This window comes from Dyella flagellata (assembly GCF_030160275.1).
GTDB lineage: Bacteria > Pseudomonadota > Gammaproteobacteria > Xanthomonadales > Rhodanobacteraceae > Dyella_B > Dyella_B flagellata.
Genome location: NZ_BSOA01000012.1, coordinates 171,951 through 186,344 on the forward strand (window position 1 = coordinate 171,951; position 14,394 = coordinate 186,344).

A 14,394-nucleotide genomic window follows, 5' to 3' on the forward strand; every position below is an offset into this window, starting at 1 on the left:
AATGTTTCCGGTTGCAAGGAAATACGCGGCTTCAAGCCACAAGTTGTCCGACCGGTACCAGACGCAGGTCCGGTACCAGCTCCTGATAAGAAAGCACGGGTATGTCGGCGTACTCCGCCTCCGTCAGCTTGCGCAGATGGCGGCGCACGTCGGTCGAACTGATCATCACCAACGAAGCACCATGCTCGCCGCTGACGTAGTCACCGATCTGGGTCAGCAGCCGCGCAGCCAGATCCGGCTCCACCGCCAACTGCGCGCCGGCTGGGCCGTTGTGCACCGAGCGGCGCAGGCGCTCTTCCAATTCCGGGCGTGTGACCAGCACACGCAAGACGTGGTCGTCGTCGGCGTAGCGATAGCTGATATGGCGGCGCAACGACATGCGCACATACTCGGCGACCAGGACGATGTCCTTCTCGCGGCTGGCGGCATCGGTGATCGCCTCGAACACATCGCGCAACTGGCGAATCGGTACACGTTCTTCCACCAGCCGCTTGAGCACATCGGCAACGCGCTGTGGCGACACCACGCGCAGCATCTCGCGGACCAGGTCGGGATAGTCGCGGCTCAGGCCATTGGAAAGATTGGACGTCTCCTGGATACCGACGAACAGCGACAAATGCCGCTCCAAAGCGAGACGGATATGTTCACGTAGCATTTGCGGCGGTTCGAGTGCGCGCGCGCCATGACTGCCGTCGCGCGCCACCCAGCGTCCCGGAAAGCCGACGACGCCCTCCTTTACCAACGCGGCATCGCCCTGGGGCTGGGCCGGCAGTGCCACTCGCCCAGGCAAGAACAATGCTTCCGGTTTCAGCACCCCGTAGCCGATGCGCACCCCGTAGGCGTATAGCGCATAGCCCTGCTCGGGCAAGTTCAAGCCAGCACGTAGCGCAGGCTTGGGCAGCGGCACGCCATATTCCTCGCGCAGACTGCCGACCACCTGGCGGAATAAATTGCGCACCTGGGCACTGCCCAGCGCCTGCAAGGCCGCCATGTTCACTTCCAGCAACAAGGCCGGCGGCGGCATCAGCGCATCGGTGTCGGCCACATCCGGCGGCAGCAGTTCGGCCTGGCTTTCCGGCACCTTGAACAGCTTGCGCAGCACACCAACGCGTTCGCGCATGCGCCATGACGCCATGCCGACCATCGCTACGCCGATCGGAAGAAAGACCACCAGCGGGAAGCCAGGCACCAGCATCATGCCCAGCGCGATGCAGCCGACGATCATCATGACGCGGGGTTCGCTGGAGATCTGCTTGGCGATGATCGCGCCGAGATTTCGTTCTTCCTCGTCGCCGGCGGTACGCGTGACGATCAGGCCGGCCGAAATCGAAGCCAGCAAGGCTGGAATCTGCGCGACCAGGCCGTCGCCGACGGTAAGCACGCTATAAGTGTGCATGGCGTCGTCCAGGCTCATGCCGTGCATCAGCACGCCCACGCCCAGGCCGCCGAGCAAGTTGATGATGATGATCACCATGCCGGCGATCGCATCGCCCTTGACGAATTTCATGGCGCCGTCGAGCGATCCATGCAGCTGGCTTTCCACTTCCAGCAATCGCCGGCGCCGGCGCGCCTCGTCCTTTTCGAGCAAACCCGAACGAAGATCGGAATCGATCGATAGCTGCTTGCCTGGCATCGCATCGAGCGAGAAGCGCGCGGCCACCTCGGCGACGCGTTCGGCGCCCTTGGCGACCACGATGAACTGCACCACGGTGATGATCAGGAACACCACCAGGCCAACGATCAGGTTGCCGCCCACTACCATGTTGCCGAACGTATCGATGATGCGGCCACCGTCGGCATTGAGCAGAATCGAGCGGGTGATCGCAATCGACAGCGCAAGGCGGAACAGTGTAGTCAGCAACAACACGCTGGGAAAACTGGAAAAGGCCACCGGCGCGGGGATGTAGATGGCGACCAGCAGCAGACCCACGCCAATGAGCATGTTCAAGGCTACCAGCGCGTCGATGCCAACCATCGGCAACGGCAGGATCATCAATCCGATGATCGCCACGACCCCGGCCACCAGCACCAGGTCGCTATAGCTGCGCGACCCGCCCCTGCTTGAGCCTAGCCGCGAAAGAATCGACTCCAGCGCCATTACCCGGCGACCTTGCTTGCGTACCGCAAGCTCCGGGCTCGCCGCCGCGGTGCGCAGATGTCGATGTGAAGTGGAACGTGATTGGCCAACACGTGCAGCTCCAGCGGGCGGTAACACGCAAACCGAGCGGCTTGCGCCCCCCGATTTCTCCTTGCCGCCGCCATGGCTTCAAACCTTCCCTACACATGGCCAATGCCCCCTGTCGGCATCAGTGGAGGCGAACCTACCAGCGTTTGCAAAAAGCGAAACCTAGGGGCGACCCTAGGTTCGTTATTCATAAAATTAAATGGATTAAAGATTCGAAGAAAATTTTCTGCAATTGGTTATTGCATCTCAGATGACACGTGATTCGCATCGCATTTGTGCGCCATCACAAAAAATTCATCTGTTTTTTGTAGGCTCGTCCCCAGCGTGCAACTCCGCCAGCAGTTCGATTTTGCTCGGTGTGACGCCAATCACTAATCTCCGCCCTTGTGCATCAAGCACCACAACGCGTTCTCGTGTCCCCACCGCTACCGCTTGCACCACCTTGAGCGGACCGTTGCCGCTGAGCGCCTTGCCACGCTTGAGCCACCACAGCATCGCGAGCATGGCCATAGTCACTGCAATCAACGGCACCAACAGGCTCAACAGCGAACCGTCATGCCCCGCGGCATCCGCCGCGAAGGCGGCACTTGGCAAAAATAGGCCGACCAGCACGTTGCATAGTCGTTTCTTCATGGCATTATCCCGCTCCGCTGAATTTGAACTCGACATTTCACCTGAAACATAACACCGCAAGCTGCTCGATTATCTTTGTGGATGGTTGCACGATGTAGTGGTGCACGAAAAAAGACGGCCGTGATCGAGGCCGCATAAGTCAAATAGCTAATGTCGCGCCGCCACCACCGGAGCGACACCCAAGTTATTCAAGGATAGGCGACTATGCCTGTGGCGCGACTCGACCGCAAACAGATCCACGCAGCGGATGTATCCGGCATGGAGGGACCAGGCTATGCGCTGATCGACGCATTGCCTTGGCCATGCATCGTATTTCGGCGCGAACCTGACGCCACGCTGACATGCAATGCCGCCTTCCGCGCGGAATTTCCCAAACTTGCCGGCATGCCAACGCGCGAAGCTTTTGAAAACACGTTCGAAACGACGGACGGCAAGAGCGGCGCGCGCATCTACTTCGCACCCGATACCCGCCGCTGGTATCGCATGGAGCGCCGCGAGCTGGTGCTGGGCGATCGCGCCGACGCCGTGTTCCTGATCAACATCAGCGAGTGCGTCGAAGTGCTGCGCCGGCATCGCGAGCAGCATGAGCAACTGCTTTCCACCTCGCGCATGATGAGCGTGGGTGAAATGGCCACCACCTTGGCGCACGAACTCAACCAGCCGCTGTCCGCGGCGATCAACTACCTGTCGGGCTGCGAGCAGATCGTCGACGGCGAATCGGAAGACCAGCGCCTGCGCCAGGGCATTCATCTGGCCAAACGCCAGACCGAGCGCGCGGCACAGATCATCGGCAGCATCCGTGAATTCGTGCGCAGTCGCGAACCCCACCGGCAGAACCTGGATGCCCGCGCGCTGATCCGGGGGGTTATCGAGCTGCTGCGCCTGGAAGCGGAGCAGTACCAAGTGCACATCGTCAGCAGCATCCCGCAAGACCTGCCGCCGATCTTCGCCGACCGCGTAATGATCGAGCAGGTGCTGTTGAACCTGATCAAGAACGCCATCGAAGCGATGCACGGTACCGCGCCCGCGCACCGGCGCATTCACTTGTCGGCGCGACTGGACGATGAGGACATGGTCGAAATTCGCGTTATCGACCAGGGCTGCGGCATCGACGAGAACGGCATGCGACAGCTGTTCACGCCCATGTACACCACCAAGCCGGACGGCCTGGGGATAGGACTGGCGATCTGCCGTTCCATCATCGAATACCACGAAGGCCGGTTGTTCGCCGAGCCGAACCACGAGAACGGGCAAGGTGCCGCGCTGGTGTTCACCGTGCCACGAGGGCTGGCTTGATGACGACTGCGCTCGATACCCGCGTCTACCTGGTCGACGACCACCAGGAATTTCGTCAATCCTGTACTTGGATACTCGAGCAAGCCAGCTTCCAGGTCCGCGATTTTCCCAGTGCCTCAGCACTGCTGAAAGACTTGGCGCGGGAGGCTCCGCCCTCAAGGAGCTGCATAGTCAGCGACATCCGCATGCCGGGCATGAGCGGCCTGGAATTGCAGGGGGAGCTGGTTCATCGCGGCTTGTCGATACCGTTGATTTTCGTCACCGGCCACGGCGACGTGCCGCTGGCGGTCGATGCGATGCGCCACGGTGCCGCCAATTTCATCGAAAAGCCGTTCGACGCGCCGCTGTTGATCGACGCCATCCATACCGCACTGGCCAATCATGCGCCGCAGGCGGCGTCCGGTGCGTTGTCCAAGCTCACCCGCCGCGAACGGCAGGTGCTGGACGGCATCATGAGCGGCAAGCTCAACAAGGTGATCGCCGACGAATTGAACATCAGCCCCAAGACCGTGGAGCTGCATCGCTCCAACATGATGGCCAAGCTGGGAGCCCATAATGTGGTGGAGCTTACCCGCGTCGTATTGGGGCAAAGCTGAATGCTGCGCGACACGACGCTCATGATCGATCGCGGCCAGGTGGCGGACGAAGCCGGCGAAGCGCTAAGCGAAGCCGCACGCGTGTTGTTGTCACGCGGCAATGCGCTTAAGGATCACGGCGCACTTCAATTGCACGCCGGCGTTGGCCAGCGCCACGCCGCAACGCTGGCACGCGTCTGCCTCGACGGCCCGCACGGACGGCTGCTGGTTGCACTGGAGCGGGAGCAGACCGCCAATCCATTGGGTGATGCGCAATGGCAGGACTATGCCGGCGACGCGCGCCTGTTAGCTTGGTCGCTTGCCCATGAGCCGATGCTTGAGGCACTCGGCCGCGTGTTTGGCGGTGGTTTCGTGGCTAGCCGATTCATGGCTGCCGGCGCGGACAGCGTTTCCCTGTGGCTGGCGCTCAGTTGGCAAGGCGAAGAGGGTCAATCGGTGCAAGGCTGGCTAGGCCTGGGAGTGGCCGAGATCCGCCTGCTGGCCGCCTGCGCCGATTGGAAGCGCGATCCATCCAGACTGTCGATGCTCGGCGACGCGACGGTGCTGACGTTCGATCTGCTGCTGCAGGGTCGCGCGCTAGATCTGGCAACCGCTGCGGAACTGTCGCTGGGCGACGTGCTGTTCGTCAGCGAAGGAGCAGACTGCGACGCGCAATTGCTGCCCGACCGAGATACCTCGCGCAGCATGTTCGGCCTTCCCCCCGGCTGGCTGGTGCAACGCCGGAACGGACAATGGACGATAGCGGCCCGACCGCTGCTGTCGAGCGCCGTCGATGCCCGTCGGCCACGCTTTCGCTTGACCCGGCTCAGCCTAAGCCCCGAACAAGCAGGCGCCCTGCAAGCGGGCAGCGTGCTCAGCTACGACAGCTCGCTGCTCGGCAACACGGTCGAGATTTTTCTCGGCGAGCGTCGCTGTGGCGAAGGCGTGATCGTTGCGCTGGGCGAATGGCTGGGCGTACGCATGACCCATCGCGGCAACCCATAGAAGGGCACGACACGTGGATTTCAGCAGCTTTTCGCCGGCCCTGATCATTACCGTTGTCGTCGCCCTGGCCTTGGCGCCGTTCGTGGCGGTGATGGTCACCTCCTTCACCAAGATCGTGGTCGTGCTCAGCCTGTTGCGCAACGCGCTGGGGCTGCAGCAAGTGCCGCCTAACGTAGTGCTCAACGGCCTGGCGATCATACTTTCCGTCTACGTGATGAACCCGGTAATCATGGACACCTACCAGAGCGTGCAAACACAAATGAGCACGCAGGCGCCGGGGCCGATGAACATGGATAAGCTGGGCACCCTGGTGCAAACGGGCAAGGAACCGCTGCGGCAATTCCTGATCAAGCATAGCCATCAGGTTGAACGCAACTTTTTCCTGCAAAGCGCGAAGCGGCTGCTGCCGCCGGAGCGACAGAAGGAACTGAGTGCCGACGACTTCATCGTGATCATGCCCGCCTTCACGGTCAGCGAGTTGACGCAAGCGTTCCAGATCGGCTTCCTGCTGTTCCTGCCGTTCCTGGTGATCGACCTGGTGGTTTCCAACATCCTGTTGGCGATGGGCATGATCATGCTCTCGCCCACCATGGTGTCGCTGCCGTTCAAGCTGCTGCTGTTCATCCTGCTCAGCGGCTGGGCCAAGCTGATCCATGGCCTTGTACTCACCTATCAATAGAGGCGGCGCATGTACGATCAGGAAGTCCAGCTCGCACGCGAAGCCTTATGGCTGGTGCTGGCCTTGTCGGCGCCGCCCATCCTCGCCGCGGCCATCGCCGGCCTGATTGTCGCGTTCCTGCAGGCCGCCACGCAGATCCAGGAGCAGACCTTGCCGTACGCGGTGAAATTCGTAGTGGTGGTGCTGGCCTTGCTGGCAACCGCGGCGATGCTCGGCGGCACCTTGTTCAAGTTCGCCGACCGGCTGTTCACCGATTTTCCCGGCATGCTGAGCTGACCACCCACCGATGGCTCCTTTTTCGGTTGACGATCTCGGCAATCAGCTCGACGGCATCGCACTGACTTTGCCGCGCATCGTCGCGGCGTTCCTGGTGCTGCCGTTGATGACCTCCGAGACGATGCCTGCCCTGGTGCGCAACAGCTTCTACGTGAGCCTGGCGATCCTGGTCTATCCGCTCGCGGCAGCCGCCCATCCAAGCACGACGATCATGCAAGGGGCCACCTGGGTAATGGTGCTCGGCAAGGAAGTGTTCGTAGGTCTGCTGATCGGTTTCTGCTTCGGCACCGTCTTCTGGGCCTTGGGTGCCGCCGGCAGCGTGATCGACACCAAGGCCGGTACGTCGATGTCGATGGAGATGGACCCACTTGCCGGCCAGCAGAGCACGATCACCGGCGTCTTCCTGATGCAGGTGGCGACCTGGCTGTTCATGGTCAGCGGCGCCTTCATGGTGTTTCTGGACCTGCTGATGTCGAGCTATGCGATCTGGCCGGTAGCCAGCCTGCTGCCACCCTTGCGTCCGGGCGGGATGGAATTCTTCGTCGGGCAGTTCAACTATCTGATGACGGCAGTGCTGGTGTTCTCCGCACCGATGCTGGTGGTGATGTCCCTGGTCGATATCGCCATGGGCCTGGTCAACCGCTATGCGCAGCAGCTCAATGTCTTTTCCTTGGCGATGCCGATCAAGTCGTGGCTGTCGACCTGGGTACTGCTGCTGGCGCTGGGGGCCATGATCGAGGTGGTGATGCGCAAGCTGTACGAGAACCGGGACTTGCTGGTGGCGCTCAAGCGTATTTTGTAGGCGCGCGCGATATGTAGCTCCCTCCCCTGCTTGGCAGGGGAGGGTTGGGGTGGGGTTGCACGCGCTTGCCGCATTGTTGAAGTTCATCGCGAGCTTGCTTCACCCCACCCCAGCCCTCCCCTACTACACGTAGGGGAGGGAGCAAGTAGTAGCTCCCTCCCCTGCTTGGCAGGGGAGGGTTGGGGTGGGGTTGCACGAGCTTGCCGCATTGTTGAAGTTCGCCGCGAGGTTGCTTCACCCCACCCCAACCCTCCCCTACACGTACGGGAGGGAGCAGATATTCGCGAATTGAAACTTGTCGTTACTTGCCGTCGCGCGACTCGCGAATCGACTCTGCCCAACGCAGCAACTCCGCCACCGCCTCGAAGAAATCGCCAGGCAGATAGTCGTCCACTTCCACCTTCTCATAGAGACCGCGCGCCAGGCTCACGTTGCGCATGATCGGCACACCGGCCTCTTCCGCCGCCTGGCGGATCAGCGCCGCTTCGTGATCCTCCCCTTTCGCGACGATCACCGGCAGATCGTCTTCGCCTTGTTCGTAGCGGATCGCAATCGCCAGATGGGTGGGATTGGTGACCACCACGCTGGCCTTGCGTACCGCCGCGAGGGTGTTTTGCTGCGACCATTCCTGATGCAGCTGGCGGCGGCGGGACTTGATCATCGGATCGCCTTCGTTCTCCTTCAACTCTTGCTTGATTTCGCGCCGGCTCATCTTCATCTTTTTGGTGAAGGCATAACGCTGGTAGAACACGTCCAGCGCAGAGACAAAAAAGAACACGAAGATCACGCCGGTAGCAAAGCGTTTCACGGCGACCCACAGCGCCTCGCCCGTCGCCTGCGGCGGCACATAAGGCAGATTCACGAATTGGCCGATCAGGGCGAACAACACCCACGCGAACAAGCCGATCAGCAAGCTGCTCTTGACGATCGCCTTGATCACCTCCACCAGGTTCTCCTGCGAGAACAGGCGCTTGATGCCTTCGGCGGGATTCATCCGGCTGGCATCGGGCTTGATCTTCTTGGGCGCGAAGACCGGACCGACCTGCAGGAATTCGACCATCACGGCGACCACTGCCGCGCAGAGCAAAAGCGGCACCGTCAACCACAAGAAGGCGACGCACGCAGCCCAACCGACGTTGTGCAAGGCCTGGTCGAACGGTTGATGCACGCCTTGTACGACCGTATCGAACAAACCGCTCAAGCGCGCGCGGATCAGCGGCATGCCCATCATCAACAGCAACAGCCAGGCCACTACCAGCACCGTGCTGGTCAGCTCACGGCTCTTGGGAACATCGCCGTCCTTGCGCGCATCGCGCAGCCGTTTGGCGGTCGGTTTTTCGGTGCGATCGCCACTATCCTGGTTCTGCCCCGCCATGCCTCACCTGATTGCGCGGTTCAAGCCCAACGTTGCGCAGTGTGCGCCGGTCCGAGGATAGCCACCACCTAGGGATTCCCCCAGCTGGCGTGATGCGGTATCGGACCTAGACTCGCTACAGACATCGCATCGTATCCAGACGCCATGAACCCTACCGAGCTTCCATCACGTCTGCTGCCGCTGGCCGGCGCGGACGCGGTCCAGGCACCGGCCGGCCTGAGCGTTTCCGCGCAGCTGCGCACGGCCACCGGCAATCAGTTGCTAGGACTGGATGTATGGGCCGGCACCAGCGCCGCCGAGCGTTTGCTGAATGCGCGCACCGACCTTTACGCTCCCTCCGCCACCCAGCTCGATCAACTGGTCAACCATATCCTGGCGCCACTCGGCTGAAACGGGCCGTAGACCGCGCGCATGCCCGCCGATCTGCAAACCTTGGCCGAACCGCTGCTGGAAACGACGCGGCGCTTGGTGGGCGCGCTGCAGCAAGAGTCATCGATGGAGCTGCGCCTTACGCTGGCCAAGCGCATCGTGCGCCAGTTGGGCGATGAGGCCTACCCTCTGTTTTTGAAGATGCTGCTGATCATTGCCGAGAGCGAAGACGCGGCCGCCAAGCAATGCGTCGCCGACCTGCTGGCTGCCGCGGCACAGCGCATGGACCTTCCGGCCGGCCAGCTGAGCGCATGGGGCGGTTCCTGCCGCAGCGCTGCCGAGGATGCAAACTGCTACAGCCAGGGTTCGATGAATCGCCGCCGCCTGCTTGGTCCGATCGAATACCTCACCGTGTGGTATTGCCAACAGACCCAGCGCCCGATGCTGGAGCTGGCACTCTACGCCGATGCGATGCGCAAACTGCTGGCCTTGTTCGAACTCAATCCGCAGTTGCGCATGGTCTACGCCAGCAAGCTGGGCGCCGATGTCGGAACCGAGCTTGAGGGCACCTATACCCGAGACACGCGCGACATCCTTGGCCGCCTCGCGCAACGCTGGCAGCAAGCCGACAGTACCCCAGAAGATGTCGTGCAGGCCGCCATTCGCGGCACCGCGCCGGTCGCGCCCATGCCAGCGGGCTGGATCGTGCATCAACTCTGAACCAACCTGTAGGCTGGGATGATAATCCCAGCACCCATGCGGCATCCCGGAGCTGGGATTGCCATCCCAGCCTACGCATCGCCAGACGCACTTAATGTGCGGTAACGGACACGATCAGAGCATCCTTAACGCCTTCAATGCGCAACAATAGCGCTGCGCTCCCGCCACGTTTCCGCATCCAGCTCATAACAATGGGCGATTTGACGGCGATGCTCGCACAATCCTCGATCACGAAAACCGAAGTGCTCCATGATCCGCCGTACTCGCTGTTGATCCGGGTGGCAATAGCCGAATAAACGCGGCAACCCCACCACCTCGAACGCTTGCCGACATAACAGCTGCGTTCCTTCGATCGCATACCAGCGACCCCAGGCTTCCGGTTTCAGCCGCACATGAATTTCCACATCGGCTGATCCTTCGATAGGCAGCAGGGAAAACAGGCCAACGAACGCGCCATCCAGCGTCTCCGCCAGCCAGGCTCCAAGCCCCTGCGACGTGGCGTAAAGCCGATGGACACAAGCTACGACCGCGGCAACATCGATGAAACGCGTAGGACTGTCCAACAGCAAGGGATGCATTTTGGTTTGCGCGAAGAGGCTACTCAGCCGGGGGATATCTTCATAGCCGAGTTCGCATAGCCGCATCCTTCGCGACTGCGGCAACGCGAGGCGCGTGGACTTACCGGCTGCGGCGCTTGACGCTACATGGCTGTGTGTCTCACTGACGGCGGATGATCGAGGAGGGTCGAGCATCCCCAAAGGAGGTTCTGCTTGGGATGGTTCCGACATGATGGCCCTTGCTCCCCCAGCGTAGCGGAATGGCAAATGGATGCGCTCAGACGAGTATGAGCATGCAGCCTGCTGCTGCCGCTATCGCATCGCGGAAAAGTTTTTGTCCCCTGCCCCTTGGTACGCATTACTACTCCTGCGGAGGGGTTTGGCTAGCTGGGGGTTTCCCTAGGGGCGGTGGTGTGTAGGTTGAGGTGTTCCCCAACTTCCCCGCTTTGGAAGGAAGCGGACGTTTCAATGAGGTGCGACCCTCACGGCTCTCACGTCGGCCTTGTCCACTTTGTAGACTGCTCCCTCGTCAATTACTGGTCGTCCGTGAAAAGGCTTGAGCCCAAAGTAGAAGGTGTAGGAGTCGCGACTCTCTTTAACGACAAACGTATAGTTATTTGGGGAGGCGGCAAATCGCTGAAAGTCGTTCTCAGGGTGCTGCGCTTGCAAGTCCTTAGCAAACTGCGCGAGGGCTGCGCAAGCTGCATGAAGCTCTTGCACGGGTCGTGCGCCAAGAGGTGCAGGGGCATCGGCCCCCTTACAAGATGCAAGGCAAACGCCGATGACCATCGGTAACAGCCAGGCAGCTGGTGCTATTCGGATCTCAACCACTCCATCTCTCCGATCGTGACTAGTCCGCCTTGGGTGGCGGACACTCAGTGCCCACCTTACCAGCGCTGCGAACTATCGCCGGCTTGAAAGAACAGCTAGCTCCGTAGTCATTTGGCTTGCCTCAAGTCGAAGTACCCCAGCGGAGTGGTTCCTCCAAGTCCTAGACGGAAGTAGTCGCCCCTCACCGAGACTCCTCCAAGTGCGCCTTGGAGCCAAAGGTATGCATCGCATACCTCGTTTCGACCAATCGTCAGTTTCCCGCCCTCAATTTGATAGGAGAGTGGATCTGCCGCTGGGAAGAAATTCTTGTCTTTCGTCATCGCGGAAATGACTTTCAGGACTTTCCACTCGCCACCCATGCAAGATGCTGCTTTCTCGTTCGTGAACTCCACCTTGAGAGTGGCAACGATATGGTGTTCGGGATTCTCGACGGACAGCGCCCACTGGCCGGAAAAGTCGGCGCTGCACGCTGCACTAGAAGCCAAGAGAATGGCCAGAATGAAAATTGATCGATGAAGTGATTTCATCAGGAAGCTCTCCATTTTCAGTCAAGATCAGTTGCGATCCACGGTATGGGCAATACATACGGGCTCCATCCTCAGTCCAAATCTCACCTGGCAGGCAAGGGTCAGTGGCAGACTTTAGCCCGAAGCTATTCCACTCCGCCTGGCGGCCCATTCGCGAACCTTAGTCCAATTCGCTTTCGCGCTTTTAGACGCCTCAATTGAACGCAGCACGCTCGGGTGTTCAGAAGCGCCCAACCGCATCAGCGCCAGACCAGCCTCGTAGGGTAGCTCTAGCTCAAATCGCGCAGCAGCAGGCGGATCCAAACTGATCGCAAGTGCCTCCACTGTCGTCTCGCCTGCCTGCCCTAAGGCGGTAGCCGCTACCGCCTTGCCGGCGTGAAGCTCTTTCACTAGAAGGCCTTCCAATGGCCTGGCTTCGGGACCTAGCCGGCTAGCGACCTCCAAAGCGCAATGAAGGGGCAAGCCAAGATTGCGGTAGGCGACGCCATTGGCGTTCTTGGCGGTTCCGTCCAGGAGGTCCCGGAGCAGCGGGATCGCTTCGCTCTTCATGCCAAGAAGTGATTGCTCGCCGTCCAGCATCGTAGACGGGCTTAGCAACTTCTCAAAGACTTCAATGGTCACCTTGCAACCCCCTCGTCGACCGTCACAGCTAGTGAATCAAAGTATTCGCTTCGGGTCGGAAGCGGATGTTTCAAACTCGAGCACGTCTCGCCGGATTTCGGTCAGCCAACGGCGGGCTTCATCCTGCGTTCTAAACTCGTTGCCGCTAAGACGGTTGATCTCTACGACCGGAATTGCCGGGTAGCTCATGATGCATTCCGCCAGTTCCTTTTTAAACAACTCGACGTCGAACTTAGCATCGCCACTAGCAATGAGCACCCTCAATTCCTTCACTTCGTACCATTCGACATGGCAAAAGTCTCGAAGGATGCGAGTCATCAGGGAAGGAACCAACTTCATGATCCAAGCCTCTTCTCAGTTGCGCAGTGTCAGCTTCGGGTCGGAAGCGGACGCTTTGCGCCCAAGCGACCTTAACCACAAGGAGCATAGGCGATCACCAACGACGCATGCACGCAAGACATCTTTCATTCGCTTATTTGCGTAGCACCTGAAATCGGCACAAGCACAACCCAATCCGCGTGCTTTTTTGATCTTGCCAAGATGGATTGAACGCGAAAAGCTCCATAGCCCGGCAAATTCAAGAGATCCATCTCCCTAAGGCTCCCCGAGGTACTTTCGGATTCGCGACACGATCCAGGGTAGCCATTGTAATTTTTGTCTTCGTGCCATTCCAATTTCACTACTGACGTTTGATCGTCCTTGGTTTCCAGGGACGCGACCGAAACCTCCAAACTGCATGGCCTATTTCCGACGGAAAGGTAAGCGGGCAACACGATACCGTCTTCATCTTCCACAGGAAGCTTTTGATTCTCATCTCGGACGGATGCACCTGAATCATTTTCAACACAACCACTACCGATCATCCCGGGTCGATAGGGCGCCACTGGCTTTGGCGCAGTTACAAATATGGAAGAGACATGGTATATCGATCCTCTTATTAAGAACTCGTCACCAATATGCAAGGCGGTAAACCTAGACGCCCAACGCAACCCGGAAGGTGACTCTTCATTCACTGTGATACTTATGCCTGGCCCTTCCGAGCCTGAACCCGCTGATACTCCGTGAGCTATAACTACTGCGTCGCGTCCCGTCGAGAGTCTTCCACACTGCCGTACGGTCAAATTCCAACCGATATCCAGATCCGATGCGCTAACGCAAGGAGCGTAGTAGCAGGCTATCAAGCCGAAAATTACTGCGCCCAAAAAGTTTAAAATACTCGCAAAACGCATTCTGATGAACTCCAACGGTACGGGTACAAGATCTTCCTGGTCAGCGACCGGCTGAATCCGCAGTCGAAAGCGGACTTAGGCCCATCTTCCAATATGCGATGTAGCTCCACCTATAGAACTCATGTTTCGTCTGTTCAAGCTTGCTTCCCTTTCGTCACTGCGCGATAAATGCCAATGACAAGACATATGAGTCCAAGCGGACTCAAGCTGTAAACTCCCGCCATGATCAGCGGTGGCGTCGAACTAGCAAGTGCTTTTGCAAGTGGCTCTGTGGTCATCATAAGTACTATGCCTATGAAGATAAGAACTGAAGCCTTTGCCTGACGATTAGTCATTAATTTCCCCTTTTGAACACGAATGATTAGATAATTTCGTTGAGCTATAGCTCAACCATCCGCTTCGGATCGGAAGCGGATATCTGAGCGACTACCCGGCGACTTGTGGACACCCATCAAAGGCGATTTGGCGGGCGTCCCGAATCGTCTGGTTGAACGGCACGTCAGTCTTCCACTGCTTTCCACCGCACGATTTTTCGCATGTAGCGAGCCAAGGCATGTTGGCCGCAAAAGAAACCCACTATCGCGAATGGCCAGAGGACGGCATTCTGGTGTTCGCGCACAGGAACTCCCATGGCGATTAGCAGTTTGATGTAACCGGCAGTCCCCACTACGGCCCCTATAGATCCCATGACAATAAGCTTGATTCGCGATCGAA

The 14,394-nt window shown here is 59.6% G+C and carries 15 protein-coding genes; 8 read left to right on the plus strand and 7 right to left on the minus strand.

All coding sequences use genetic code 11. The annotated features are described in order from the left end of the window. Positions 1–31: 31 nt before the first annotated feature. The gene (gene sctV / locus QQJ96_RS07165) at positions 32–2,098 is read right to left on the minus strand and encodes a type III secretion system export apparatus subunit SctV (RefSeq protein WP_284331288.1); all 2,067 of its coding nucleotides are present in this window, start codon (positions 2,096–2,098) and stop codon (positions 32–34) included. 381 nt (positions 2,099–2,479) lie between these two features. Continuing rightward, on the minus strand, positions 2,480–2,818 hold the full coding sequence (locus QQJ96_RS07170) for a FliO/MopB family protein (protein WP_284331289.1): 339 nt from the start codon (positions 2,816–2,818) through the stop codon (positions 2,480–2,482). A 204-nt stretch (positions 2,819–3,022) separates the two neighbouring features. Between QQJ96_RS07170 and QQJ96_RS07175 the strand changes: the two genes are divergently transcribed. From QQJ96_RS07175 to sctT, 6 genes are read left to right on the plus strand one after another with little or no spacing between them, the layout of a single operon-like run. Further along, complete coding sequence (locus tag QQJ96_RS07175; RefSeq protein WP_284331290.1) at positions 3,023–4,114, plus strand: sensor histidine kinase; 1,092 nt, start codon at positions 3,023–3,025, stop codon at positions 4,112–4,114. Next, on the plus strand, positions 4,114–4,710 hold the full coding sequence (locus tag QQJ96_RS07180) for a response regulator transcription factor (protein ID WP_284331291.1): 597 nt from the start codon (positions 4,114–4,116) through the stop codon (positions 4,708–4,710). The genes QQJ96_RS07175 and QQJ96_RS07180 overlap by 1 nt, the downstream gene beginning before the upstream one ends. Next, on the plus strand, positions 4,711–5,694 hold the full coding sequence (locus QQJ96_RS07185) for a hypothetical protein (protein ID WP_284331292.1): 984 nt from the start codon (positions 4,711–4,713) through the stop codon (positions 5,692–5,694). Between the two features lie 13 nt (positions 5,695–5,707). Beyond that, entirely contained in the window at positions 5,708–6,373 is a 666-nt protein-coding gene (sctR, locus tag QQJ96_RS07190; RefSeq protein ID WP_284331293.1) for a type III secretion system export apparatus subunit SctR, read from the plus strand. 9 nt (positions 6,374–6,382) lie between these two features. Next, the gene (sctS, locus tag QQJ96_RS07195) at positions 6,383–6,649 is read left to right on the plus strand and encodes a type III secretion system export apparatus subunit SctS (protein WP_284331294.1); all 267 of its coding nucleotides are present in this window, start codon (positions 6,383–6,385) and stop codon (positions 6,647–6,649) included. A gap of 10 nt (positions 6,650–6,659) precedes the next feature. After that, positions 6,660–7,451: a type III secretion system export apparatus subunit SctT gene (sctT, locus tag QQJ96_RS07200; RefSeq protein WP_284331295.1), complete on the plus strand. Its 792-nt coding sequence runs from the start codon at positions 6,660–6,662 to the stop codon at positions 7,449–7,451. Between the two features lie 301 nt (positions 7,452–7,752). On the opposite strand, the gene sctU is transcribed toward sctT, so the two are convergent. Next, entirely contained in the window at positions 7,753–8,826 is a 1,074-nt protein-coding gene (gene sctU / locus QQJ96_RS07205; protein ID WP_284331296.1) for a type III secretion system export apparatus subunit SctU, read from the minus strand. A gap of 144 nt (positions 8,827–8,970) precedes the next feature. Here sctU and QQJ96_RS07210 point away from each other — a divergent pair, with 144 nt between their 5' ends. Then, complete coding sequence (locus QQJ96_RS07210) at positions 8,971–9,216, plus strand: hypothetical protein (RefSeq protein WP_284331297.1); 246 nt, start codon at positions 8,971–8,973, stop codon at positions 9,214–9,216. Between the two features lie 21 nt (positions 9,217–9,237). After that, positions 9,238–9,915: a hypothetical protein gene (locus tag QQJ96_RS07215; RefSeq protein WP_284331298.1), complete on the plus strand. Its 678-nt coding sequence runs from the start codon at positions 9,238–9,240 to the stop codon at positions 9,913–9,915. 134 nt (positions 9,916–10,049) lie between these two features. On the opposite strand, the gene QQJ96_RS07220 is transcribed toward QQJ96_RS07215, so the two are convergent. The 4 genes from QQJ96_RS07220 to QQJ96_RS07235 all read right to left on the minus strand — a co-directional run bounded on the left by QQJ96_RS07220 (position 10,050) and on the right by QQJ96_RS07235 (position 12,790). Then, positions 10,050–10,703 (minus strand): GNAT family N-acetyltransferase, encoded by a 654-nt coding sequence (locus QQJ96_RS07220; protein WP_284331299.1) that lies wholly within the window; start codon positions 10,701–10,703, stop codon positions 10,050–10,052. A gap of 707 nt (positions 10,704–11,410) precedes the next feature. Next, positions 11,411–11,830, minus strand: a complete 420-nt coding sequence (locus QQJ96_RS07225; RefSeq protein ID WP_284331300.1) for a hypothetical protein — start codon at positions 11,828–11,830, stop codon at positions 11,411–11,413. Positions 11,831–11,944: 114 nt separating this feature from the next. Continuing rightward, positions 11,945–12,451, minus strand: coding sequence for a hypothetical protein (locus QQJ96_RS07230; protein ID WP_284331301.1), 507 nt, complete (start codon positions 12,449–12,451; stop codon positions 11,945–11,947). A gap of 36 nt (positions 12,452–12,487) precedes the next feature. Beyond that, on the minus strand, positions 12,488–12,790 hold the full coding sequence (locus tag QQJ96_RS07235) for a hypothetical protein (RefSeq protein WP_284331302.1): 303 nt from the start codon (positions 12,788–12,790) through the stop codon (positions 12,488–12,490). Between the last annotated feature and the right edge of the window lie 1,604 nt (positions 12,791–14,394).

Coding starts and splice junctions, on each gene's coding strand:
- QQJ96_RS07220 (WP_284331299.1), bottom strand. CDS start 10,703: ATGTCGGAACCATCCCAAGCAGAACCTCCTTTGGGGATGCTCGACCCT.
- QQJ96_RS07235 (WP_284331302.1), bottom strand. CDS start 12,790: ATGAAGTTGGTTCCTTCCCTGATGACTCGCATCCTTCGAGACTTTTGC.
- sctS (WP_284331294.1), top strand. CDS start 6,383: ATGTACGATCAGGAAGTCCAGCTCGCACGCGAAGCCTTATGGCTGGTG.
- QQJ96_RS07210 (WP_284331297.1), top strand. CDS start 8,971: ATGAACCCTACCGAGCTTCCATCACGTCTGCTGCCGCTGGCCGGCGCG.
- QQJ96_RS07225 (WP_284331300.1), bottom strand. CDS start 11,830: ATGAAATCACTTCATCGATCAATTTTCATTCTGGCCATTCTCTTGGCT.
- QQJ96_RS07175 (WP_284331290.1), top strand. CDS start 3,023: ATGCCTGTGGCGCGACTCGACCGCAAACAGATCCACGCAGCGGATGTA.
- QQJ96_RS07170 (WP_284331289.1), bottom strand. CDS start 2,818: ATGAAGAAACGACTATGCAACGTGCTGGTCGGCCTATTTTTGCCAAGT.
- QQJ96_RS07185 (WP_284331292.1), top strand. CDS start 4,711: ATGCTGCGCGACACGACGCTCATGATCGATCGCGGCCAGGTGGCGGAC.
- QQJ96_RS07180 (WP_284331291.1), top strand. CDS start 4,114: ATGACGACTGCGCTCGATACCCGCGTCTACCTGGTCGACGACCACCAG.
- sctT (WP_284331295.1), top strand. CDS start 6,660: ATGGCTCCTTTTTCGGTTGACGATCTCGGCAATCAGCTCGACGGCATC.
- sctU (WP_284331296.1), bottom strand. CDS start 8,826: ATGGCGGGGCAGAACCAGGATAGTGGCGATCGCACCGAAAAACCGACC.
- sctV (WP_284331288.1), bottom strand. CDS start 2,098: ATGGCGCTGGAGTCGATTCTTTCGCGGCTAGGCTCAAGCAGGGGCGGG.
- QQJ96_RS07215 (WP_284331298.1), top strand. CDS start 9,238: ATGCCCGCCGATCTGCAAACCTTGGCCGAACCGCTGCTGGAAACGACG.